Annotated in this window: 22 protein-coding genes; 10 read left to right on the top strand and 12 right to left on the bottom strand. The window is 62.8% G+C overall.

Annotated features, from left to right (window positions below; all coding sequences use genetic code 11):
* Nucleotides 1-86 precede the first annotated feature (86 nt).
* From araB to QRN52_RS08380, 5 genes are all read left to right on the top strand, one after another.
* The gene (araB, locus tag QRN52_RS08400; protein ID WP_284752276.1) at nt 87-1,817 is read left to right on the top strand and encodes a ribulokinase; all 1,731 of its coding nucleotides are present in this window, start codon (nt 87-89) and stop codon (nt 1,815-1,817) included.
* Complete coding sequence (locus QRN52_RS08395) at nt 1,814-2,521, top strand: L-ribulose-5-phosphate 4-epimerase (RefSeq protein WP_284752275.1); 708 nt, start codon at nt 1,814-1,816, stop codon at nt 2,519-2,521. The genes araB and QRN52_RS08395 overlap by 4 nt, the downstream gene beginning before the upstream one ends.
* 36 nt (nt 2,522-2,557) lie before the next feature.
* Nucleotides 2,558-4,078 (top strand): L-arabinose isomerase, encoded by a 1,521-nt coding sequence (gene araA / locus QRN52_RS08390; protein ID WP_284752274.1) that lies wholly within the window; start codon nt 2,558-2,560, stop codon nt 4,076-4,078.
* Complete coding sequence (locus QRN52_RS08385; protein ID WP_284752273.1) at nt 4,075-4,977, top strand: aldose 1-epimerase family protein; 903 nt, start codon at nt 4,075-4,077, stop codon at nt 4,975-4,977. Before araA ends, QRN52_RS08385 begins: the two co-directional genes overlap by 4 nt.
* A 294-nt stretch (nt 4,978-5,271) precedes the next feature.
* A complete protein-coding gene (locus QRN52_RS08380) occupies nt 5,272-5,490 on the top strand; it encodes a hypothetical protein (protein WP_284752272.1) in 219 nt (72 codons plus the stop codon).
* Nucleotides 5,491-5,576: 86 nt separating this feature from the next.
* On the opposite strand, the gene QRN52_RS08375 is transcribed toward QRN52_RS08380, so the two are convergent.
* The 6 genes from QRN52_RS08375 to QRN52_RS08350 form a co-directional block, all read right to left on the bottom strand.
* Nucleotides 5,577-5,771: a hypothetical protein gene (locus QRN52_RS08375; RefSeq protein WP_284752271.1), complete on the bottom strand. Its 195-nt coding sequence runs from the start codon at nt 5,769-5,771 to the stop codon at nt 5,577-5,579.
* A 122-nt stretch (nt 5,772-5,893) separates the two neighbouring features.
* Entirely contained in the window at nt 5,894-7,405 is a 1,512-nt protein-coding gene (arfA, locus tag QRN52_RS08370) for an arabinosylfuranosidase ArfA (RefSeq protein ID WP_284752270.1), read from the bottom strand.
* A gap of 49 nt (nt 7,406-7,454) precedes the next feature.
* Nucleotides 7,455-8,354 (bottom strand): carbohydrate ABC transporter permease, encoded by a 900-nt coding sequence (locus tag QRN52_RS08365; RefSeq protein ID WP_284752269.1) that lies wholly within the window; start codon nt 8,352-8,354, stop codon nt 7,455-7,457.
* Nucleotides 8,351-9,337, bottom strand: coding sequence for a carbohydrate ABC transporter permease (locus QRN52_RS08360; protein WP_284752268.1), 987 nt, complete (start codon nt 9,335-9,337; stop codon nt 8,351-8,353). The genes QRN52_RS08365 and QRN52_RS08360 overlap by 4 nt, the downstream gene beginning before the upstream one ends.
* 76 nt (nt 9,338-9,413) lie before the next feature.
* Entirely contained in the window at nt 9,414-10,766 is a 1,353-nt protein-coding gene (locus QRN52_RS08355; RefSeq protein ID WP_284752267.1) for an ABC transporter substrate-binding protein, read from the bottom strand.
* Nucleotides 10,767-10,965: 199 nt separating this feature from the next.
* Nucleotides 10,966-11,997: a LacI family DNA-binding transcriptional regulator gene (locus QRN52_RS08350; RefSeq protein WP_284752266.1), complete on the bottom strand. Its 1,032-nt coding sequence runs from the start codon at nt 11,995-11,997 to the stop codon at nt 10,966-10,968.
* A 181-nt stretch (nt 11,998-12,178) separates the two neighbouring features.
* On the opposite strand from QRN52_RS08350, the gene QRN52_RS08345 reads away from it, so the two are divergent.
* On the top strand, nt 12,179-12,559 hold the full coding sequence (locus QRN52_RS08345; protein ID WP_284752265.1) for a low affinity iron permease family protein: 381 nt from the start codon (nt 12,179-12,181) through the stop codon (nt 12,557-12,559).
* A 30-nt stretch (nt 12,560-12,589) separates the two neighbouring features.
* Here QRN52_RS08345 and QRN52_RS08340 read toward each other — a convergent pair whose 3' ends face one another.
* Nucleotides 12,590-12,814 (bottom strand): hypothetical protein, encoded by a 225-nt coding sequence (locus tag QRN52_RS08340; protein WP_284752264.1) that lies wholly within the window; start codon nt 12,812-12,814, stop codon nt 12,590-12,592.
* Nucleotides 12,815-13,152: 338 nt separating this feature from the next.
* Here QRN52_RS08340 and QRN52_RS08335 point away from each other — a divergent pair, with 338 nt between their 5' ends.
* A complete protein-coding gene (locus QRN52_RS08335) occupies nt 13,153-13,575 on the top strand; it encodes an META domain-containing protein (RefSeq protein WP_284752263.1) in 423 nt (140 codons plus the stop codon).
* Between the two features lie 56 nt (nt 13,576-13,631).
* Nucleotides 13,632-14,813 carry a low temperature requirement protein A gene (locus QRN52_RS08330; RefSeq protein ID WP_284752262.1) on the top strand — a complete coding sequence of 394 codons (1,182 nt, stop codon included), beginning with the start codon at nt 13,632-13,634 and terminating at the stop codon, nt 14,811-14,813.
* A gap of 53 nt (nt 14,814-14,866) precedes the next feature.
* On the opposite strand, the gene QRN52_RS08325 is transcribed toward QRN52_RS08330, so the two are convergent.
* Genes QRN52_RS08325 through QRN52_RS08310 form a run of 4 tightly spaced genes read right to left on the bottom strand, consistent with a single transcriptional unit; the run spans nt 14,867 to nt 20,311 of the window.
* Nucleotides 14,867-16,276: an aldehyde dehydrogenase family protein gene (locus QRN52_RS08325; RefSeq protein ID WP_284752369.1), complete on the bottom strand. Its 1,410-nt coding sequence runs from the start codon at nt 16,274-16,276 to the stop codon at nt 14,867-14,869.
* A gap of 52 nt (nt 16,277-16,328) precedes the next feature.
* Entirely contained in the window at nt 16,329-16,856 is a 528-nt protein-coding gene (locus QRN52_RS08320; protein ID WP_284752261.1) for a hypothetical protein, read from the bottom strand.
* A 27-nt stretch (nt 16,857-16,883) separates the two neighbouring features.
* Entirely contained in the window at nt 16,884-18,398 is a 1,515-nt protein-coding gene (locus tag QRN52_RS08315) for an APC family permease (protein WP_284752260.1), read from the bottom strand.
* Nucleotides 18,395-20,311 carry a primary-amine oxidase gene (locus QRN52_RS08310; protein WP_284752368.1) on the bottom strand — a complete coding sequence of 639 codons (1,917 nt, stop codon included), beginning with the start codon at nt 20,309-20,311 and terminating at the stop codon, nt 18,395-18,397. The genes QRN52_RS08315 and QRN52_RS08310 overlap by 4 nt, the downstream gene beginning before the upstream one ends.
* 134 nt (nt 20,312-20,445) lie before the next feature.
* On the opposite strand from QRN52_RS08310, the gene QRN52_RS08305 reads away from it, so the two are divergent.
* Nucleotides 20,446-21,081, top strand: a complete 636-nt coding sequence (locus QRN52_RS08305; protein ID WP_284752259.1) for a TetR/AcrR family transcriptional regulator — start codon at nt 20,446-20,448, stop codon at nt 21,079-21,081.
* Here QRN52_RS08305 and QRN52_RS08300 read toward each other — a convergent pair.
* Nucleotides 21,078-22,094, bottom strand: a complete 1,017-nt coding sequence (locus tag QRN52_RS08300) for a LacI family DNA-binding transcriptional regulator (RefSeq protein ID WP_284752258.1) — start codon at nt 22,092-22,094, stop codon at nt 21,078-21,080. The genes QRN52_RS08305 and QRN52_RS08300 overlap by 4 nt on opposite strands.
* A 212-nt stretch (nt 22,095-22,306) precedes the next feature.
* Here QRN52_RS08300 and rhaI point away from each other — a divergent pair, with 212 nt between their 5' ends.
* Complete coding sequence (gene rhaI, locus QRN52_RS08295) at nt 22,307-23,473, top strand: L-rhamnose isomerase (protein WP_284752257.1); 1,167 nt, start codon at nt 22,307-22,309, stop codon at nt 23,471-23,473.
* Nucleotides 23,474-23,563 lie beyond the last annotated feature (90 nt).

The raw sequence follows: 23,563 nt of genomic DNA, 5'->3' as shown, positions 1-23,563 counted from the left end.
GGGCTGGACGGCTTGACGGATACATTGTTAGCGCTCACAATTGATTCTGTCCGCAAGGCTGCGGACTGGTTATTGGAGGACTTTTCATGGACGTCGCAGCGGACGGCAACGAACATTACGTCATCGGCGTGGACTACGGCACGCTTTCGGGCAGGGCCGTGGTGGTGCGGGTCAGGGACGGCAAAGAACTGGGAAGCGGCGTGTTTGAGTACCCGCATGCCGTCATCACGGAGGCCTTGCCGGCCGATCTGGCGGGCGCGCCTGCTGGACCAGCTGTCCGCCTTCCGGGCGAATGGGCGCTGCAGGTGCCGCAAGACTACCGCGACGTGTTGCGTCACGCGGTTCCGGCCGCGGTGCGCGAAGCGGGGATCGATCCTGCCGCCGTCGTCGGGATTGCCACGGACTTCACGGCCTGCACGATGGTGCCGGTGAAGGCCGACAGCACTCCGCTGAACGAGCTACCCGGCTTCGCCAACCGGCCGCATGCGTATGTGAAGTTGTGGCGCCACCACGCGGCCCAGGGCCAGGCGGACCGCATCAATGCGCTGGCCGCCGAGCGGGGCGAATCGTGGTTGCCGCGCTACGGCGGGCTCATTTCATCTGAGTGGGAGTTCGCCAAAGGCCTCCAACTCCTGGAGGAGGACCCGGAAGCGTATGCGGCGATCGACCACTGGGTGGAAGCCGCTGACTGGATCGTCTGGCAGCTGTGCGGAAACTATGTGCGGAATGCGTGCACCGCGGGGTACAAGGGCATCTACCAGGACGGCGCCTACCCGTCCGGGGAATTCCTCGGGGCCCTGAATCCGGCGTTCACGGACTTCGTGTCCAGCAAGCTCGAACACACCATCGGCCGCCTGGGTGATGCGGCCGGTTACCTGACGGCCGAAGCCGCCGCCTGGACCGGCCTGCGCGAGGGCATCGCCGTCGCGGTCGGGAATGTGGACGCCCACGTCACCGCGCCTGCGGCGCGGGCCGTGCAGCCGGGACAGCTCGTCGCGATCATGGGCACCTCCACGTGCCACGTCATGAACGCCGACGTCCTTCGCGAGGTGCCGGGCATGTGCGGAGTGGTCGACGGCGGGATCGTGGACGGTCTTTGGGGTTACGAAGCCGGCCAGTCCGGGGTGGGCGACATCTTCGGCTGGTTCACTAAGTACGGAGTCCCGCCCGAATACCATGCAGCCGCCGAAGCAGCAGGGCTGGGCATCCACGAATACCTCACCGAACTCGCCTCCACCCAGGAGATCGGTGAACACGGACTCATCGCCCTGGACTGGCACTCGGGGAACCGGTCCGTCCTGGTGGACCACGAACTGTCCGGAGTGATCGTGGGCCAGACCCTCGCAACGCGCCCGGAGGACATCTACCGGGCCCTGCTGGAGGCCACGGCCTTCGGCACCCGCACCATCGTGGACGCCTTCCGCGACTCCGGAGTGCCGGTGAAGGAGTTCATCGTTGCCGGAGGGCTCCTGAAGAACAAGCTCCTGATGCAGATCTACGCCGACATCACGGGGCTGCCGCTTTCCACGATCGGCTCCACCCAGGGTCCCGCGTTGGGTTCGGCGATCCACGCGGCCGTCGCCGCGGGGGAGTACCCGGACATCCGGGAGGCCGCGGCCGCCATGGGATCCGAGCCGGGCGCCGTCTACACGCCGATCCCTGAAAACGTAGCCGCCTACGAGGAGCTGTTCCGCGAATACCGGACCCTGCACGACTACTTCGGCAGGGGAGCCAACGAGGTCATGCACCGGCTCAAGAAGATCCAGCGGAACAGCGCGTCGCTGCTTGCCGCAATCCCCGCGGGGGCCTCGGCATGAGCGCCCTGCTGGAGACAATTGCACGGATCCGGGCCGAGGTGTGCGCGCTGCACGCCGAACTCACCCGCTACGAGCTGGTGGTCTGGACCGCAGGCAATGTCTCGGCCCGCGTCCCCGAGCATGACTTGATGGTTATCAAACCATCAGGGGTGTCCTACGATGCGCTGACCCCGGAGCTCATGGTGGTCACGGACCTGCACGGCACACCAGTTTGCGGTATCAACACCAAGAGCGGCGGCACTGTCGCGTGGGGCAACCCAGACCTCTCGCCGTCGTCGGACACCGCCGCGCACGCCTACGTGTACCGGAACATGCCCGACGTCGGCGGAGTCGTCCACACGCATTCCACCTACGCGACGGCCTGGGCCGCGCGCGGGGAACCGATCCCGTGCGTGCTGACCATGATGGGCGACGAATTCGGCGGCACCATCCCGGTGGGCCCGTTCGCGCTCATCGGGGACGACTCGATCGGCCGCGGCATCGTGGACACGCTCCGCGCCTCCCATTCACCAGCCGTCCTGATGCAGAACCACGGCCCGTTCACCATCGGCAAGGACGCCCGCTCCGCCGTCAAGGCCGCCGTGTTGTGCGAGGAAGTGGCCCGCACGGTCCACATTTCCCGGCAGCTCGGCGAGCCGCTGCCCATCGACGCCGGCCAGATCGAGTCCCTCTACAGCCGCTACCAGAACGTCTACGGCCGCTAACGCGCCCGGCGCCCCCAAACTTTCAAGGAGAAACCCATGCCCATAGCCCACAACACCTCCCTCGAACACTACGAAGTCTGGTTCCTCACCGGCAGCCAGCACCTCTATGGCGAGGACGTCCTCAAGCAGGTCGCTGCGCAGTCCCAGGAGATCGCCGCCGCCCTGAACGCGTCTTCCGCTGTTCCGGTCAAGCTGGTCTGGAAGCCCGTGCTGACGGACGCGGACGCGATCCGCCGCACCGCGCTGGAGGCGAACGCGGATGACGCCGTGATCGGCGTGACGGCCTGGATGCACACCTTCAGCCCGGCCAAAATGTGGATCCAGGGCCTGGACCTGCTCCGCAAGCCCCTCCTGCACCTGCACACCCAGGCCAACGTCGAGTTGCCGTGGGCGGACATCGACTTCGATTTCATGAACCTGAACCAGGCAGCCCACGGCGACCGTGAATTCGGATACATCCAATCCCGCCTCGGCGTGCCGCGGAAGACCGTCGTCGGGCACGTCTCCAACCCCGAAGTCACCCGCCAGGTGGGCGCCTGGCAGCGCGCCGCCGCCGGCTGGGCCGCCGTGCGCACCCTGAAACTGACGCGTTTCGGGGACAACATGCGCAACGTCGCCGTCACAGAAGGGGATAAGACCGAAGCCGAGCTGCGCTTCGGCGTCTCGGTCAACACCTGGTCCGTGAACGAACTCGCTGACGCCGTGGACGGCGCGCCGGAGTCCGATGTCGACGCCCTCGTCGCCGAGTACGAGCGCCTCTACGAGGTCGCCCCCGAACTGCGCGCCGGCGCGGCCCGGCATGAGGCGCTGCGCTACAGCGCCCGCATCGAACTCGGCCTGCGCAGCATGCTGGAGGCAAACGGCTCGGCCGCGTTCACGACGTCGTTCGAAGACCTGGGCGCGCTGCGGCAGCTTCCCGGGATGGCCGTGCAGCGGCTGATGGCCGACGGCTACGGTTTCGGCGCCGAAGGCGACTGGAAGACCGCGATCCTGGTCCGGGCCGCGAAGGTCATGGGCGCCGGGCTGCCCGGCGGCGCCTCGCTCATGGAGGACTACACGTACCACCTGACCCCGGGGCAGGAGAAGATCCTCGGCGCGCACATGCTCGAAGTCTGCCCCTCCCTGACCGCGGCCAAGCCGCGCGTGGAGATCCACCCGCTGGGCATCGGCGGCAAGGAAGACCCCGTCCGCATGGTCTTCGACACCGACGCCGGCCCCGGAGTCGTCGTCGCACTCTCGGACATGCGCGACCGCTTCCGCCTCGTCGCGAACGCCGTCGACGTGCTCGACCTCCCCGAACCGCTGCCCAACCTCCCCGTCGCCCGGGCGTTGTGGTCACCCAAGCCCGACTTCGCCACCTCCGCCGCCGCGTGGCTCACCGCGGGCGCCGCGCACCACACCGTCCTCTCCACCCAGGTGGGCATGGACGTGTTCGAAGACTTCGCCGAGATCGCCCGGACCGAACTGCTCACCATCGACGAAGGCACCACCCTCAAGGCGTTCAAGAAGGAACTCGCCTGGAACGCCGCCTACTACAAACTCGCCGGCGGACTGTGAACGGCCAGGAATTCCGGCTGGCCGCCGGGGACTACACCGCCTCAATCGTCCAGCGAAGCGGTGCCCTGCGGCAGCTGACTTTCCGGGGGCGGGACCTGGTGGTCCCGTTCCCTTCCGGCGAACCGATCCCGGACTACCGGGGAATCATTGCCGCGCCCTGGCCCAACCGGATCGCGGATGGAAGCTACCGCCACGACAGCGCCGTCCTGCATCTTCCGCTCAACGAGCCCGCGAGGCGGACCGCACTGCACGGACTCGTCTTCGACCAGCTCTGGACACTTCACTCCGGCAGCGCCGATACACTCAGCCTGGGCTACGAACTTGCGGCCAGCGCCGGGTACCCATTCCGGCTCTCGCTGCAAGTGGACTATCGGCTGGATGGCGACGGACTGCACACCACGGTGACGGCCCGAAACCTCGGTGAACGGACAGCGCCTTACGGTGTGTGCCCGCACCCCTATTTGCTGGCAGGACCCGCCCCGCTGGACGACTGGACTCTCGAACTTCCCGCCGAATCCTTCATGGAGGTCACCGCGGACAGGCTGCTACCCCTGGGCACACGCGCCGTGGCCGGCCACGAATTCGACTTCCGCACACCGCGCACCATCGGCGCGACGGAAATCGATCACGCCTTTACGGACATCGCGTTCGACGACGACGGGACCGCCCGCATGGTAGTCCGCGACCCCTCTGGAACGGGTGTCGGCATGTCGTGGGACCGGAACAGCCCCTGGCTACAGGTCCACACCGCGGACAAGCCCACCCCCTTGCCTAACCGGCTCGGGCTCGCCGTGGAACCCATGACCTGCCCACCGGATGCCTTCAACAGCGGCCAGGACCTGGCCCGGCTGGAAGCAGGCTCGGTGCACGAGGCACACTGGACCATATTCGCTGCGTGACCACAGGAGCGCTCGAGTCGACCAAGGCCCGATGGTCACTGGCATAACCCAGCCGAGTCAGCATCGTCGAAAGAACTGAGCACATATAGAAAGGCCCTCCAATGTTCAACGCCACCGAATGCATCGAAATCCAAGTGAAGAGCCGGCACGCCCTCGACGGTCGGCTCTAGGCCGCGGTGAAGGACCTTCAGGAAACCGCCATGCGATCAAGGACCTGCGGGATACTCATCACGCGTCATCAGCCTGGTCACTATACGGCCGAACTCTCCGGCCAGGTTCCTTTCGGAATCACCCGTGAACTTTGTCGCTGAACACATGCTTGGGGAAATCAACGACTGGCCACCGCTGGTGGGGCACACCATCGAACTGTTCCGAGACGGCACGCGTGTCCGCATCGCTGAAGTGGAAGATGCCACGGCAGATTCTTCGGTTATGTGGCTGCGCTTCGACGGGATCCACGGCAGGCAACTCATCACCCGTGGCGACGGTTACGATGTCCGCGTCATCGACTGAGTAGATCTCGGGGGCCGCTTACGGTTCGCGCGACACAGGAGAAGCCCGGGCTATCGGCGATGGCCGTTAGCCCGGGCTTCTTCGATTTATTCGTGGAATTTCTCCCGCGCCTCCCGCTGTTGCCGCTCAAGCTTGGCTTCCGCTTCGGTCCTTCGCTGGCCTACGATGCGCATCTGGTGAGTGGTCGGGTGTTCGTATTCCTCCACGAACGTGCCCTTTTCCCTGAGAAGGTTTTGGCCGGCAGCCGGGGATACGAGCTTTCGGTCTTCGTTTTCGCTCATATCAAAATCGTCCCACCGGGCGGGACCAGGCAAAAGAGGTTCGGTCGGCGGTGATGCAAATAGGCGCGACATCCCGGTCTTCGGACCGGGATGTCGCGTGGCTTCTGTCCAATTGAACAAAGTCAGCCGAGGTGCAGCGCCGTCCAAGAGACGGGAGGCAGGGTGATTTCGACGACGCCGTTGCGCACCACGGCAGTCTTGTTCGGGTGCAGTCCTACGCGGTTCGGATCGTCGAGCGTGTTCTTGGCGTATACATCCGCGTCCGAGAGCGTCTGCGCGTCCACAACGATCGCGCTGTCGAGGGCCACAAGATCTATGGTTACGGTTGCCTCCTCGCTCCGTGATCGGTTGACCAGGAAGACCGACGTCGTAGCCGCGTCCGCGTCGTAGGTCGCGACGGCGTCGATGAGCGGGACGGTACCGTAGGCGTCCGTGCTGTACGTATCCGCTTCCAGCCTCACATCCAAGGCGACTCCCTTGGCCAGTTTGGATGTCAACGCGAACGGGAAAAATGTGGTCTGTTTCCACGCCGGGCCGCCGGGTTCGGTCATGATGGGAGCGATCACGTTGACAAGCTGCGCCAGGGAAGCGGCCGTGACACGATCGGCGTGCTTGAGCAGTGAAATCAGCAGGTTGCCGAAGACGACGGCGTCGGCCACGGAATACGTGTCCTCAAGCAGCCGTGGCGCCTTGGGCCAGTTGTCCATCCCTTCGATTTTGTCCACGTTATGGAACCGTTCGAGATACCACACATTCCATTCGTCGAAGGAAATGTTGATGGTCTTAGTGCTTCCATTGACAGCCTTGACGTGGTCCGCCGTCGCCACCACGGATTCAATGAAGTGGTCCATGTCGGTCGCGGAGGCAAGGAACGAATCCAGGTCTCCGTTCTTCTCTTCGTAGTAGGCGTGGCAGGAAATGTAATCGACGTCGTCGTAGGAGTGGGTCAGTACTATGCGCTCCCACTCTCCGAAGGTGGGCATGTGGGCGCTGGATGAGCCACAGACCACGAGTTCAACGGAAGGGTCCAGCTGGCGCATTGCCTTCGCGGTCTGCGATGCGATTTTGCCGTAGTCGTCAGCGGAGCGATGGCCCAACTGCCACGGGCCGTCCATTTCGTTGCCGAGGCACCACATTTTGATGCCGAAAGGCTCCGCCCGGCCATGGGCGGCCCGGCGGTCTGACAGCTCCGTCCCGGAGCGGATGTTGGAGTACTCCAACAGGTCCAAGGCTTCCAGCGTGCCGCGGGTGCCGAGGTTGACGGCCAGCATGAGTTCGCTGCCCACCTTCTCCAGCCACGTGCTGAACTCGTGCATGCCGATCTCGTTGGTTTCGGTGGAGTGCCAAGCGAGGTCGAGGCGGCGAGGACGCTGTTCCTTGGGTCCAACGCTGTCCTCCCAGCGGAACCCGGAGACGAAGTTGCCGCCCGGGTAGCGGATGGTGGAGACACCGAGTTCTTTGACGAGCTCGATCACATCGGTGCGGAAGCCGTCGGCGTCGGCGCTGGGGTGTCCGGGTTCGTAGATGCCGTCGTAGACACAGCGTCCAAGGTGTTCAACAAACGAACCGAAGAGGCGGGGATTGACGGTGCCCACTGCGAATTGTGGGTCGATGGTAAGGCGTGCGGAAACCATGGTCTGCTTTCAGTGAGAGGAGCGGGGAGAGAAAGGGTGCTTTGAGGGCCTATTTGAGGCTGCCGAGTGACAGGCCGCCCTGCCAGTACTTCTGCAGGGTGAGGAATGCCACCACGAGGGGAATGATGGAAATGAACGAACCGACCACGATCAGGCTCCAGAGTGAGTGGCCACCCCCGTTGTTGGACGAAGCCAGCTGCTCCCAGAGCCCGATGCCCACGGTGAGCGGATAGAGCCTCTCAGTGGACAACATGGCCAAGGGCAGGAAGTAGTTGTTCCACGTCCCCACGACGGAAAGCAGCAGGACAGTCACCAGCGCCGGCCGAAGCAGGGGCAAGGAGACTTGGAAAAACGTGCGCAATTCACCGGCTCCGTCCACTCTGGCCGCGTCGAGCAACTCATCAGGCACCGCTTCTGCGGTGTATACCCGCATCAGGTAGACACCGAAGGGGCTAAGCAGCGACGGCAGGATGACCGCCCACACGGTATCGGTCAGTTTGAGGTTGGACATCAGGATGAATGTAGGGATGACCAGCGCCGTCATGGGGACCATCACGGCACCGATCAGTAATGCGAACGTAAGGTTCCGTCCCCGGAACTTGTACTTGGCGAAGCCGTAACCGGCCAGGACCGAGATTGCGGTCGCTCCCAAGCCGCCGCTGACAGCGTAGAGCAGCGAATTGCCCAGCCACTGTACGTATTCCCCGCCGTTGTAGGCGAAAAGGTCCTGGATGTTCGCGATGAGGTTGAAATTCTTGTCGAACCACATAGCGCCGGAAGAGCCGGCGAAAAGTCCTTGGGCGTCTTTCGTGCTGGCGACGAACAGCCACCAAATGGGAGCCAGGAAATACAGGACCAGGACGCCCAGAAAGACATGAGCCACCACGTTGCGGCGACGGGGCCGCGACAGCCGGGTTGCGGCCGGGAGATTTGTTGTTAGTGCGCTCATGAGAGGTTGCTCCCTTTCTTACGGGTAGCGAACATGAAGATATACACCGCGATGAAGACGACGATGCCGAGGGAGAAGGATATGGCCGAGGCGTAGTTGAACTGGGCGTATCCGAAGGCCAAATTGAACGCGTAGATGTTCGGGGTGAAATCCGGAGTGATGCTGCCATTGGCTACCGGCCCGAGGATTTGCGGCTCGGAGAAGAACTGCAGCGTCCCGATCAGCGCAAAGATAAGAATGAGCACCAGTGCCGAAGAAACCAGGGGTATTTTGATGCGAAAAGCAACTTGCCTTTCGGAGGCGCCGTCAATCTTGGCGGCCTCGTAGAGCGTCGGATCAATTCCCTGCAATGCCGCGTAAATGATGATCATGTAATAGCCGGCCCACTGCCACGTCACAACGTTGAGCAAGCCATAGAAGACGTTGTCCTGACTGAGCAGGAAGGGCGCCGACGCGTGAAACAGGGAGAACAACTGCTCCAGGGGGCCGAATGTCGGACTGTAGAGAAACCCCCACATCAGGGCGCCGATCACCGCGGGCACTGCGTACGGCAGGAAGATCATGAGCCGGGAGAACCTGGCGAGCCGTGTGGTGAGGTGGTCGAGCACGAGGGCGGCCGCCAGGGAGACGGCCATCTGGACCGGAATGAGTACCAAGGAGAAGCGCACCACGAACCAGACGCCCTTGAGGAACTGCGGATCCGAGAAAGCGTGGAGATAGTTCTCCAAACCGCTGAACCGCGTACCTGTCGCCAGGCCCTTGGTGAACAGGCTGAGGTAGAGGGCGTAAGCAAGCGGAGCCAGAAGGAACGCCACGAAAACTACGCCGAACGGTGCGATGAAGAGCCACCCGGTCCTGGCCCGCCGTGCATTCATTCTGTCGCTGCGGGAGCGGATTCTGCGTTCGGGCGGAGGCGGGGGATTCACCTTGTCCGGCGTGGAAGTGTGTGGCAACGACGTCACCGTTGACCCGTGAACTGCCATGAGCTGTCCTGCAACTTTCTATTGATCGATTCCGTCCCGTTCCGCCCGCCCGGGGCCGGCGGAACGGGAGGGCCTGTCAGTTGACCGTGAACCCTTGGCTCTTCGCGTAGTTCACCATGATGCCCTGCAGCTCGGTGGCTGCTTCGTCCCCGCTGACTTTGCCGGCGTTGATCTTGACCGTCTCGGCCTGCAGCTGCGCGTAGTAGTAGACGCTGAACGGGCTGTAATTGAAGCCCTTGTAGGCATTTTCGGCCGGGATGTAGATGTCCTTGTTTGCGGTCTGTCCGCCAAAGAAGTCCACGGCGTTGTTGGTGAATGCGTCCGACTTCAGCACATTCTGGTTGAGCGGGAAGATTGTCTGGGTCTTCCAGCCATCCGTCAGAGAGGCGTCGTCGGCGTAGAGGCCCTTGGCGACTTCGGCGGCGAGCTTCTGGTCACCGGCCTGTGAGGTGACGGCAAAGGTGGATCCTCCCCAGTTAACGGAGACAGGGTTGCTTGGATCCCATTGGGGGAGCGGCGCCGCAGCGAATGTTCCCTTCTCGTTGCCCTTGCCCACCCCTGACCCGGTGAGGTAGCCGGGAGCCCATGCAGCGGAGATGTACGTGGCGTACTTGCCGCCGATCATTCCTGAGATGTAGTCGGTGGTGAACTGGTCCTGGGTGGCAACCAGGCCCTTCTTCACGAGCCCTGCCCAGTAGTTCAGGACGTCCTTGGCCGGCTGGCTGTCGAGGTGGATGGAGATATTCTTCTGGTCTGCCAGGTCATAAGTGAAGGGAACGGCGCCCTTTTGGGCCATGAGGGCGGTCAGGGCGGCAGGGACATTGCTGCCAAGATCCCCGAATGCGGGGCCGCCGGCGTCTTTGACCTTCTGCGCGGCCGTTTCGTACTCGGCCCACGTCGTCGGCGGCTTGATACCGTACTTGTCCAGCACGTCCTTGCGGTAGATCATGGCCATGGGCCCGCCGTCGACCGGAATCGCGTAGACCGAATGGCCCTGCGAGACGTCTTTCCAGGAACCGGCACTGAAGTTTTTCTTGACGTCTCCGGCGCCATACTTGCTCAGGTCGACAAGTGCGTTCTGCAGTTCAAAACCCGTCAGCTGGTCAGCCTCGAGCATGATCACGTCAGGGGCTCCCTTGCCTGCCTGGATAGCTGTTTGGAACTTCGCGTACTCCGGACCACCCTGGCCGGCCACGGTCCAGCAGACCTGGACATCGGTGTGGGAGTTGTTGAAGTTGTCGACGACCGTGGCCATGTTGGGATACCACGCCCACACGGAGACCTTCGGAGCGTCGGCATGGACAATCTTGTTGGTGCAATTGGTGGTGTTGGAGCCCGCACTGGCGGCATCCGCGCCACCACTGCACCCTGCCAGTGTGGCGGCCAGGGCAGCGGCTGACACTGCTGCCGCGATTGCTTTCTTGTTCACGTAGTTTCCCTTCGGTCGTGCATGGACGTCGTCGTCGGAGGTAGAGCAGGCGAGGGTAGGGCGTCCTCCAGCCAACGGATGCTGGCGGGATCTGGACGGGCTCGGTAGGGACAAGAAGAGATTCCCAAGCTTTTACATCGATGTAAGTAATCGTTGTAAATCCATGATGATGTGACCGGACTTACATGTCAAGAAGAAATTAGGCGGAGTCTTCGGCAGGCTGGATCGCTGTGGACTCCCGGCTGACGACCTTGAAACCTGCTTCAAACTCGCGGGCGGGCGTTGCTTCGGCCGCGCCGTCGATCCGCTCAAGGAGCATCGCGACGGCGGTCTCGGCGATCTCCTGCCGGCCGGGATCTATGGTCGACAACGTCGGTAGTGAATACCGGGTCTCGTCGATGTCGTCAAAGCCGATGATTGCCACATCCTCGGGGATTCTCAGTCCGGCGTCCTGCATGACACGCATGGCGCCCAGGGCGAGGGAGTCGTTGAATGCCACGACGCCGTCGAAGTCCAGCCCGGACGCCAGGACCTCCCGCATGGCCTGGGCGCCGTCGGACCGGTGCCACGACTGGACGTCGATTGCCAGTTCGTCGCGGTAATCCAGCCCGGCCTTCTGCAGGGCGCGGCGGTACCCTTCCAAGCGGAGCCCGGCTGAGCCGATGACTTCATTTCGGTGGGCACCAAAGGCGAGTAGTTTCGTTCGTCCGCGTTGCAGGAGGTGTTCCGTGGCTGCTTGAGAAGCCTCGATGTTTTGCATGGTGACGTGGTCCGTGGGGCCGTGAAAGATCCGCTCACCCAGGAGGACCATGGGAGTCGGGATGTCGATGAGGCCCGCGTCCTCCTGGCTCAGGCCGAGCACGCTGTACAAGACGCCATCGACCATCCTCATCCGTGGGCCATGCAGGATCTCCAACTCGCGTGCCCGTGAGCCTCCGCTTTGCTCGATGATCACGACTTTCCCGCGCTTTGAGGCGGCCGTCATGACGGCGTCGGCAAGTTCAGCAAAGTATGCGTTCTTCAAATCCGGGATGATGAGGCTGATGACGTCCGTACGGCCCGACCGCAACCCACGGGCCGAGAGATTGGGTTGGTAGCCAAGTTTCTCGATGGCTACCAAAACCCGCTCGCGCGTCTCGGCTTTGATGTTTGGATGGTCATTGATGACGTTGGATACCGTCTTGATTGACACATCGGCCGCTTGGGCCACATCCCGCATGGTAATTGCCACTTTTCCTTCTTCCGCGCGCAAGCCGGTACCCGTCTTAACCTGCAGATTACAACGTTGGAAAGATTTTGGGCCGAAATGTCATCACTCGCGTGGCCGAGGCGTGGTCAAGCTTGGCCGAAGGGGGCGGGGCAAAAGGCGCGAACTAGTAGTTGCAGTCCCGGTAATGGGAGATGATGTCTGCATGAGTGGCAAAACTGGAGACTCCCGTCAGGACTTTTTTACCCGGTTCACCACGAGGGTGGCTAAAGTTCTTGGCCACGCCTGGGTATTCAGCGCGGCGGTAATCATTCTCATCGTTTGGGCCTTCACTGGACCACTGCTGGGATTTTCGGATACCTGGCAATTGGTCATCAATACCGGCACCACTATCGTGACGTTTCTGATGGTCTTCATCATCCAGAACACCCAAAACAGAGACAGTGCCGCCCTTCACGTGAAGCTTGACGCTGTGATGCGTGAACTCCAGATCACCAACTCCAAGCTCTATGAAGCTGAAGACGAAGGCGAGAAGGAGCTCGAGGAGCAGCGTCGACGCATCGAGCAGCAGGCCGAGTCCGACTGATCTACCTAAGTCTTGAGGTGGGGGCGGGTCCTACATTAGCCACTGGACTGAGACGTTCATGGCGAGTAGGGCATTCGTCAGCGGCGCAAGTATTGAATCGTCGGCCTCCATACGGTGCAGCGTCTCGAGGAATTCGTCCACCTGAGTGTTCGTGAACCCGCCCGCCCGGAGTTGCTGGACGGCAAGATCAGTATTTTGTTTCCGGGTGTTGCTGAATCGCGGATTTACCTCTGGCTGTACCGGTTCCGAATCCATTGCTTTTGCTTGCCCCCAACTTTTCCATGTCCGTGGGACGCTCCTCGCAAAGCGTATTCCTGCATTCCACATGCTACTATCCCGGGCTGCGTGGGGCGCACTGCCGGTACTGCATGACCAATGAAAGCTCCCTCGGAACTGGAGCAACGGCGCGACCTTAGCCCCAGCACGGGCATAGACTCCTTCAACAGCGGGCACCGAGCAGCGTTCGTCTACCAGGGGGCACAATGCAGTGCAGAGGTGGTTTGCAAGGAAAGCTGATTCTTCTGCTTCTTATCGGAACGACGCTGACTTCGTGTGCGTCACAACAAGCCGGGGAGCCGCGAACCACCGCACCCATGCCTCCCCAGACGGGCCCCACGTCCCTTGTGACAACCCCTGCGCCGCCGCGGGAGATGTGCGCAGCATTCCTGCCGTCGGCTCCGTGTACCGAGTACGTCAGTACAGCCGGAACATCAGACGGCGTTGACCTGCCCTGGGCGGCATCAGGGCGACTCACGGTGCAATTGAGTTCCGTGAATGGTTCCCTCTACATCGCTGCGAAAACTCCCTGCTCGCCGATCAGCGGAGCGGCCACAATTACGGGGGACACATTGGTGGTCGGCACGCTCGGGATCGGCGCCATGGGGTGCGCCGCCGACGCCGCCACTCGGCAACAGTGGTTTGTGGATTTCCTGAAGCGACCCATTGAAATGTCATTTAGCCAGGGCACGCTCACCTGGAAGAGCGGCTCCGACATGCTCACTTTCAAGGGAAAGTAGCCAACCCAAATCGCTCCCCTGGGGAAGGGAAGTCCGGCAGCCAATAGCATGGGTCAATGATGGATAAGTCGCCGGTTCCCGGCGGGTTGAAACACGAGGTGGCCCGTGACCCTGGCCGCGTCCACTGGATGGAGTTGTTCTTCGACCTCGTCTTTGTGGCCTTCGTTGGGCAGCTTGCCCGCGGGATCCATGGCGATCCTGGATGGGCCGAATTCGGCACCTACGTCCTGCTTTTCTTTCCGGCGTGGTGGGCTTGGGTGAACATTGTTTCCGTGGTCAACCTCCTGCCTGGTTTGTCGTCCAGGGCGCTGGGTGTCGCGATGCTCGCGGCCATGGCGGCGGCGAGCGTCATGGCCGCGGCCGCGCCCGGCGCCTTTGGCGAACGGGCTTGGGCCTTTTCGTTGGCCAATGCCGCCATTCGCGTTGTCCTGCTGGTCTTGTGGCTGTACCAACACCGCGAAAATTCGTCAGAGACTCCGTGGCGGATCTGGATCTACAACGGCGGCACGGCCTTCCTCTGGCTCATCTCGGCCTTCTTGCCTCTCCAGACCGCTGTCATTCTGTGGGCTGCCGCGATCGTCGTCGAGGTTGGCATGGTGGCGATTGGCGCCCGCCTTTGGCCCAACCGGGGCATCGGTGGCATCAACATCGAGCACGCTTCCGAGCGGCTTGGATTGTTCGTCATCATTGTCCTCGGCGAATCCATATTCACGATCGTCACTGAGGTGTCCGACGATTGGGGCCCGGGCGCGGGACTCGTCGGCGCGCTCGGATTCCTCGTTGTTGCCTTCCTCGGCTGGGCGTTCTTCCAATACGGCACCGGGACCATCACCGCGGGGCTCGAGCGGCTGCAGGCCCGGTCCGACTTCGCCGGGATCCTTCAGACCACCTTGTTTATGCCGTTTCTCCTGGTGCTGGGAGTCACTGCGATCGCCGGGGCGATCGCGACGGCCATTCCAGCGCCTTATGAGCACTTGCCGTTCGGTTCCGGGATTTCGCTCGGCGGAGGCCTGGCCCTCTTCTATGGATGTAATGCGATCGTGTCGCTTCGCTACGGTCAGCCTCTACGCGCAGTGCTGCCATGGGCAGTTCCTACTGTGGTGATCGCTTTCTTGCTCGCACCGGTCAGCGCTGTGGTTCCCGCCGCCGTCGTCTTGGCCCTTGCTGTGATTGTCGTGCTCCTTGTCACGGCCTACGTCGAGATTCAAAGGCGACGGAGGCACGCCCCAACTGACTGACAGTTGTTGTCGTTCTGGAGCCTCAAAACGACAACAACTGCGGGCTGGTTGGGTCAGCCGTTGATGATCTGGGGTACGCCGAGGGCTTTGAGGCCTTCGACGCCGAATTCGAGGCCGTAGCCGGATTGTTTGGCCCCGCCGAAGGGGATGCGGGGGTCGACGTTGCCGTGTTTGTTGATCCAGACGGTTCCGGCATCGAGGCGGGCGGCGACGTCGCGGGCGGCGACTGGGTTCGTGGACCAGACGGAGGCGCCGAGTCCGACGTCGAGCGCGTTCGCCTTGGCGACGGCCTCGTCCACGCTGCTGTAGCGGATGATGGGCAGGGCGGGGCCGAACTGCTCTTCGGCGACGAGCGGGTTGTCGTTGTCGATGTCGGCCACGAGGGTGGTGGGATAGAAGTTGCCGGGCAGGCCCGGGTCCGGATTGCCGCCGAGCAGGATGCGGGCGCCGGAATCGCGGGCGGCCTCGACGAGGCGGGCTACGATGTCGAACTGCTGCCGGTTCTGCAAAGGTCCGAGGACGTTCGCTTCATCAAGGCCAACCCCCATGGGCATGTTGGCGGCGACCTTGGTGAGTTCGGTGCACACTTCCTCGTAGAGGGAGTCGTGGACGTAGAGGCGCTTCAACGCCGCACAGGTCTGGCCTGTGTTGATGAAGGCGCCCCAGAAGAGGCCTTCGGCGATCGCTTTGGGGTCGGCGTCGGGCAGGACGATGCCGGCGTCGTTGCCGCCCAGTTCCAGCGTGAGGCGTTTCACCGTGTCGGCGCTGGAGCGGATGATGGCTTTGCCGGTAGCGGTGGAGCCGGTGAACATGACCTTGCCGATGGAGGGGTGTTCGGCGAGCCGGGCGCCGACGTCGCGGCCGCCGGAGACCACGGTGAGGAGGCCCTCGGGAAGCTCTTCGTTGATCACGGCGGCCAGTGCGAGCACGGACAGGGGCGTGTATTCGGAGGGCTTGACGACGACGGCGTTGCCCATGCGCAGGGCGGGGGCGATCTGCCAGATGGTGATCATCATGGGCCAGTTCCAGGGGCCGATGGCGCCGACGACGCCGATGGGCCGGTAGTGCAGTTCGGCGCGGATTTCGCCGTCGTCGACGATGGTTTCGGGGTCGAGCGGGGTCGCGGCGGTGGCGCGCAGCCACGCGGCGCAGGCGCCGACTTCGAAGCGGGCGTTGGGGCCGTTGAGCGGTTTGCCTTGTTCGCGGGAGAGCAGGCGGGCGAGTTCTTCGGCGGAGCGTTCGACGGCGTCGGCGGCCCTGAGGAGCGCGGCGGACCGGGCGTCGTGGCCCAGAGCGGCCCACACGGGTTGGGCCGCCCGGGCTGCGGTGATGGCGGCCTCGAGGTCACCGACGGTGTGGACCGGGGCCTCGCCGACGGCGGTGTCCGTGGCTGGGTCCAGGATGGTGCGGGTTTCGCCGGTGGTCGGGGTGATTGAAGCCAGGAGGGCGTCGTAGCTTTCCAAGGGTTTACTCCACTCTGAGTTGGTAATGGTTTCGATGGACAACGTTGTAGGGTCAGACGGCCATCAGGATCATGGCGCCCAAGGCGCCCGCCGAAGAGATGGCCTCAAGCGATGCAGACCGGTGACGACGGTGTCCTCGGCCGTTTCGCCCAACCGTTCGGGCCGCCAGGGCGATTGAGTAGGCGATGACCGCTGCCGCGAGGGCAACTGCCAGGACCGGGTTCGCTCCACCAAGTCCTGAATGCGCATGTGTTTGGTGTGCTGAACTGGATGGGGCTGTGGGAAGGGTTGTGACCAAGATGGCGAACATGGCCACCATGGACAGGGAACGGTGTATTTCCATGCCGCCGCGGCGATCCTTGGGCAGGAGCACCAACGGAAGAGGGGACGTGAGGAGCAGCAACAGGCCCCACACGACGCCCGGAACGATTCCTGGCCCGACGGTCGTGTCCGCCATCGCAACGAGCATGAGTGCCATCGGTCCCCACTGGCTGAGGTTCCTGACCAGTCCTTCGCGCATCGGGCTCCAGATTCCGAGGGCGCAGCAGGCAAGCATGACTATCGAAAGGGTTGTGTGCATGTTGTTCACAAGTCGTCAGTCCCGGCGCTACAAGTCTTCTTCGTCCCCGAGGTGGACGACCGCCGGCCCCTCTTCGCCGTGCCCGATCCGCCGATACACGGCGGGGCTGCTCCGGCGGAGGCGGAACGCCCACGCGACCCCCACCAGCCCGGGCACTATGATCGTGGCCGGCAGGATGAACGTCAGCGCATTGGTCTCGTTTTGGCCGAGCAGTACGTTGAAGTTGACCACGATCAGAACGAAGATCGCCGCCAGGAGCAGGAACCCCAGGGCAGGGGCGATCACGCGGGTCCAGATTCCAGCGTCATGCCTGTTCTTGCGGAAGAATCCAATGACAGCCAGCGAGACGATCGTCATCAAGAGGACAAGTCCCATGGCGCCGTCGTTCGTCAGCCACGTGAACATGGTCAGGACAGGGTAGAGATCACCCAACGATGATCCGGTCCCCGCGATGGCGAACGCCACCGTGACCACGACGGCGATGACCGTCTGGACGATCGACCCGGCGTAGGGGGCGCCACTGTGCCGCCGTACTGCACCCAGCTTCCGGGGGAGGACTTGTTCCCGGCCAAGGGAGAAGAAGTAGCGCGCTGCGGCGTTGTGGAAGCTGACGAGGGCCGCGAAGAGGCTGGTGACGAAGAGCAGGCGGGCCACGTCGGCGAGAAGCACCCCGGCATGGTCACTGAGGAAGCCGAACATCAGGTCGGGTCCTTGTTTGGCGGAAGCGTCGACAACCGCGGACGGTCCGGTTCCGACCGCCATGGCCCAAGAGGAAACAGCGTAGAAAAGGGCGATGATGGCCACGGCAGTGTATGTGGCCCGGGCGACCGTGTGCTTGGGGTCCTTGCTTTCCTCACCGTAGATCGCTGCCGACTCGAATCCCATGAACGCCGCGATGCCGAAGGAGAGGACCGCTCCTACGCCCGGCACAAAGAGGCTCTGCGGGCTGAGCGGCGCTCCGCTGACTCCCTCGGGTGCCACAACGAAGGAGACGACGTCGTAGACGATCACCACAAGGAACTCCAGGCCGACGAGCACCCCGAGGACCTTCGCTGACAGGTCCACCCTGTTCACGCCGAGGAATGCGACGACGGCGATGCAGACCAGCACCGGAATCCACCAAGGGACAGTGATGCCGAAGCGTTCGTTGATTAGGCTTGAGACGGTGAAGCCGAAGAGCCCGTAGATTCCGACTTGCATCAGGTTGTAAGCCATCAGGGCCACCATGGAAACCCCGACGCCGACCGGCCGCGAGATGCCTTGCGCCACGTAGGAATAGAAAGCGCCGGCGTTGACGACGTACCGGCTCATTGCCGCGTACCCGACGGCGAACACGGCGAGGGTTCCGCCGAGCAGCAGGAAGGACAGCGGAACGCCGGTTACCCCCGTGACGGCAAACGTCGTCGTGACGCCGCCGGCGAGGACGGTGAGCGGAGCCGAGGCGGCGATGATCATGAATGTCACCGCGGGTACGCCGAGACGGCGTCGATGGTGATGCGGGTGTCCCACTTCAGTGGTCTCTTTCCCGGTTGTTAAACTCATTTCTGGGCCTCCATGTGGCAGTGGCCGCCTTCGGCGGGCTTCGACGCAGGGACGTCGAGGACGGGGCTCCGGTCGAAGAAGCCCTCGGGGCGGAGTTTGAATCCCACCGTGTCGACAGGCATGATCGGCCAGTCCTCGGGGCGGGGGAAGTGGGTCAGCCCGAAGGTGTGCCACACGACAATGTCTTGTCCATCGATGTCCCTGTCTTGGGCAATGTAGGACGGCAATCCGGCTCCTCCGGAATGCTGGTTGACGAAGTCGCCGCTGGGGTAGCGCTCATTCTCGTCGTAGCGCGTCACCCACAGATCCTTCGTAGCGAACGCTGCGCGCTGGGCGATGGATGATTGGGGGTCCGCCAGGAGCATGGGATGCCCTTGTCCGTGGAGCTTGTACCCCACAGGATCGCCCAGGCGGTTGAGTGATTCGGGATTGGAGATGATCCAGGCCCGTCCGGCCGCCATGTCGGACTCCCGCACGGCCTCCGCTTCGCTCTTGAGCACAGTCCGACGGCGGGCGAAGGCGTTGCCGCGCTCGTTGCCTTCTCCCATGGGTACCCGGACGGCGTCCTCTTCCTCGACCCTGTTGCTCAGGCCGTCGATGGCGAAGTCCAGGCGGGCACTGAAAAGGTGCTGGTGGAACGGAGCCCCAAGGCCCGGAGCGAGCTCCGAGGCGTAAGGGTAGCCTTTTCCGGGGTGGGCACTGGTGAAGACGACGCCGGTGGCCTTGGCTTCGAACTCAATGGTGCCATCGAGGTAGAGGTACCAGTAGAAGCCGTAGTCGTAGTTGCCGATGGTCGTGAAGAAACTGATGACGAGCCGGCGGTTCCGGCGAGTGTAGTTCACGCCGCTCCAGAGGTCGCTGTGCTTGGCGAGGATGCTCCAGTCCTCCTCGTGCATGCAGATGCCGTTGCGGATTTCCCGTGGCCGGCCGAACGCGTCGCTCACTACCGGGCTGAGGTAGGTGATTTCGCCGAGGCAATCGCAGCCGAGCTCGAGCGAGTTGGCGTATTGGCCCACGAGGTATTCGCCGGTATCGAAGTAGTTCTGCCAGGAGCGCACAGGGGAAGGGTCGCCGTAAGGCACCACCATTTCGGCGATGGAAGCACGCTTGAGGATGCTGCGACGGCGATCGACGTCGTCGAACGCCACATTGTGCAGAACAACGCCTTCCCGGACATCGAAGCCGATGTCCAGGCTCCACTTCTCCCACTCGACGTGGTTTCCATTGCGGACGGTGAAGCTCGGACCCTCCGGCTGGGTGATGTGGATCGGCTTCTGGGTGGTGCGCATCGCTCCGGTCAGCTCCGGGTCCGTAAAGTTGCCGTGTTCTTGCGGCACCGGGACGGCCCCGAAATCCAAGACCTGGTCCACCGTCTTGCTGACGACGTCAACGTAGGCAACCAGCCCATCCACGGGGTGGGCCCAGGCGCTGTCCCCGGGGAACTCCTGGACGAAAGCCAAACCGCGCAGAATCCGGCGACCCTTCTCCTCCGGGTACTCGAAGACCCCGGCTGACAGGGGAGCGACCCTGACTTTGCTGACGTCGAGGTTCCGGTCAGCCAAGGCCTTGAGCCACCGTTCGTCCTGCGCGAGGATCTCTTCGACCACCTCGAACTCTTCTTCGATGACGGGAAGCTCGCCCGTCACCGAGGTGTCGAGTTCAACCTTCGAGACGACTTCCTGGTGTGTCACAGAGACCACGACGTCCTGTGCCGCACCGGTTGAAACATTGTGCAGGAACGCCCTGAACCTGCGGTCCACAGCCTCCGCATTCCGTGGTGGCTCAAGGAGGCCAAGGTAGGCGATCCGGATGGATCCGTTGAAGAGTCCGGCGTCAGCCAAAATGCCCCTGACGGCCGTGATGTCTTCGGCACTGGTCAATGCAAACGGAGACAGTCCGGCAAACGCAGCCATTTCGGCGATTTCGGGAGAGGAAGTTGTGCTCATGGAAGGCCTTTGTGTGTGGCGATTTATTTTCTATGTGTGTAGAGAATAGCATCGTGTAATCTGAGTCACAACGGTTGTAGAAAAAAAGATTTGGGGAAAGCGTGCCGAAGATCGTAGACCACGACAAGCGCCGGGTGGAGCTTGTCGAAGCCACGTGGCGGATCATCGCCAGCAGGGGGATAGAGGGCGCCACGATGCGCGAGATAGCAACGGAGGCAGGCTTTGCCAACGGTGCCCTCAAGCCGTACTTCCCTACGAAAGACGATCTCTTGACGTTTGCTTTCGGCCACGTCTTCAACCAGACGAACACCCGCATGAGCGATTCCGCGGCCGGCCAGCGGGGCCTGTCTGCATTGCGCAGCTATTGCCACGAAATTTTGCCGCTCGACGCCGAGAGGCTCAACGAGGCGCGAATCGCGATCGCCTTCTGGCAGCGCGCACTGACAGACCCGGCGAAGGCCGCCTTGCATGATTCCTCGATGGAGCAATGGCGTGAGGCACTATTCGACAAGCTCGGTGAAGCCAGGGAACTTGGCGAACTGAAGGAGGGGCTGAACGACGACGACATCGTTGGCGGGATCATGACGTTCGCGCTCGGTGCACAGATCACAGCCACGCTGACGCCGGAACACCACTCAGCGGATCAGCTACGGTCCCAACTGGAGACTTATATATCGCTCATTTCATCCGAAAAAGGCGATCTCGTGCCGACGGCCGGATCGAAAGGATCCGCCTAGCGGCGCAGGGTGCTCTGCCTCGCCACGAGTTCCGGTGTGAACACCACTTGGCTGTGGACGTGACCGGGTTCGTCGTCGATTTCGTCGAAGAGGAGCTGTGCGGCACGCTCGCCGATCAGCTGCCTCGGCTGACTGATGGAGGTGAGCGGGATGCTCGACTGCGAGGCAAAATCGATGTCGTCAAACCCAACGATGGCGACGTCCTCGGGCACGCGGAGCCCGTTCGCGGCGAAGGATTGCAAGAGACCAAGAGCCAATTGATCGTTGGCGGCAAACACGGCGTCCGGGCGCTTGTCGGACTGGAGATTGGACATTAGGTCTCCAATCCGGCGCCCGCGTTCAAATTTCAGATCCGGCGTTTCGAAGAGCTGAAGCGGGACCCCAGCACGTGCTGCCGCATCGGCGGCTCCCCGATAGCGGTCCTCGACCTGCTGCAGCGTGAAAGGGCCGCCGACGAATGCAGGGCGTACCGAACCGACGCTGACGAGATGATCCAGGGCCGTGGCGCCGCCGGCAACGTCGTCCACTGATACCGAGCAGAACTGATCCGTGCTTGCGAGCCTGTCGACGAGTACTGAGGGGATGCCCCGATCGCGCATTCTTTCGAGCCGCTGAAGAACTTGTCCGAACGGAGTGATCAAAACGCCTTGGACGCGTTGCTGCTCGAACAGGTCCAGATATGCCTGCTCTCGGCCGGCGTCTTCGGCACTGTTGGCCAGGATCAGGGAGTGCTTGTGGTCTTCGGCGACGTTTTCAGCGCCCAAAGCGACATCGGTGAAGAAGGGGTTGCGCACGTCCAGCACAAGCATGCCGAGGCTCCTGGTGGATCCTGAACGCAGCGAGCGGGCTGATTCGTTGCGCACGAACCCCAGTTCCTCGATGGCAGCCAGAACGCGGGTTCTCTTGTCGAAGGACACCTGGTCCGGCCGGTTGAGGACATTCGAAACCGTACCGACCGAAACTCTCGCAAGGGCAGCGACGTCTGTCAGCTTTGCTCCCGGGCCGCTTGGCACGCTCAACCTCCCAATTGATGAATCGAATCAAATCGCTTCATCAATATTACGTGGTTCGACTGGCAATCTCCGGGATTGACTGTTGACACGCCATGGAAGCAGGCCCTAACGTGTGAATAGGTTCTTGAATGAATCGATTCAAGACGGTTTCGATTCAAGGAAGAAAAGCATTGCTGTTCGAAGACGACGCACAGGCAACAGAAGGAACAATCATGAACACCACGGAAACGGCCCTGGGCCGCCTCGGGGAACTGGCCATCGAGGTCCCGTCCTGGGCCTACGGCAATTCGGGCACACGGTTCAAGGTGTTCGGTACGCCCGGCACCCCGCGGACCATCCAGGAGAAGCTGGCTGACGCCGCGAAAGTCCACGAACTGACGGGCCTTGCACCGACTGTTGCACTGCACATCCCGTGGGACAAGGTGGACGATTACTCCGCCCTCCGCGAGTACGCGGCGGACCTTGGCATCGGACTGGGGACCATCAACTCGAACACGTTCCAGGACGACGAATACAAGTACGGCTCCCTGACGTCCTCCGATTCGGCGGTGCGTCGCCGGGCGATCGATCACCACCTGGAGTGCATCGAGATCATGCATGCCACGGGCTCCCGGGACCTGAAGGTCTGGCTGGCTGACGGCACCAACTATCCGGGCCAGGATGACATGCGCGGCCGCCAGGACCGCCTCGCGGAATCCCTCCAGGAGATCTACGCGGGCCTTGGGGATAGCCAGCGCCTGGTGCTGGAGTACAAGTTCTTCGAGCCGGCTTTCTATCACACCGACGTTCCGGACTGGGGCACGTCCTATGCACAGACGCTGGCTTTGGGGGAGAAGGCCTTCGTGTGCCTGGACACCGGCCACCATGCCCCGGGAACCAACATCGAGTTCATCGTGATGCAGCTGTTGCGCCTGGGCAAGCTGGGCTCCTTCGACTTCAACTCGCGCTTCTATGCCGACGACGACCTGATCGTCGGGGCCGCGGATCCCTTCCAGTTGTTCCGCATCATGCACGAAGTCATCCGCGGCGGGGGCTTCGGAAAGGATTCGGGCGTGGCCTTGATGCTGGACCAGTGCCACAACCTGGAGGAGAAGATCCCGGGCCAGATCCGCTCCGTGCTCAATGTCCAGGAAATGACGGCCCGTGCCCTGCTTATCGACACGGACGCGCTCACCGAAGCGCAGCGCGAGGGGGATGTCCTGGCCGCGAACGGCATTTTCAACGATGCCTTCTACACGGATGTCCGGCCGGTCCTGGCCGAGTGGCGTGAATCGCGTGGCCTGCCCGCGGACCCGATGACCGCGTTCAAGGCCAGTGGCTACCAGAAGAAGATCAACGAGGACCGCGTGGGCGGCCAGCAAGCCGGATGGGGCGCATAGAAAATGACCAACAAGACTGTTGAAGAGCTGATCGGCCGTTCCAACCGCCTGGGCGCGGACAAGCGGAACACCAACTTCGCCGGTGGGAAC

Origin of the sequence: Arthrobacter sp. efr-133-R2A-120 (genome assembly GCF_030209835.1) — a bacterium.
Lineage (GTDB): Bacteria > Actinomycetota > Actinomycetes > Actinomycetales > Micrococcaceae > Arthrobacter.
This window is presented reverse-complemented; position numbering and strand designations above follow the sequence as displayed.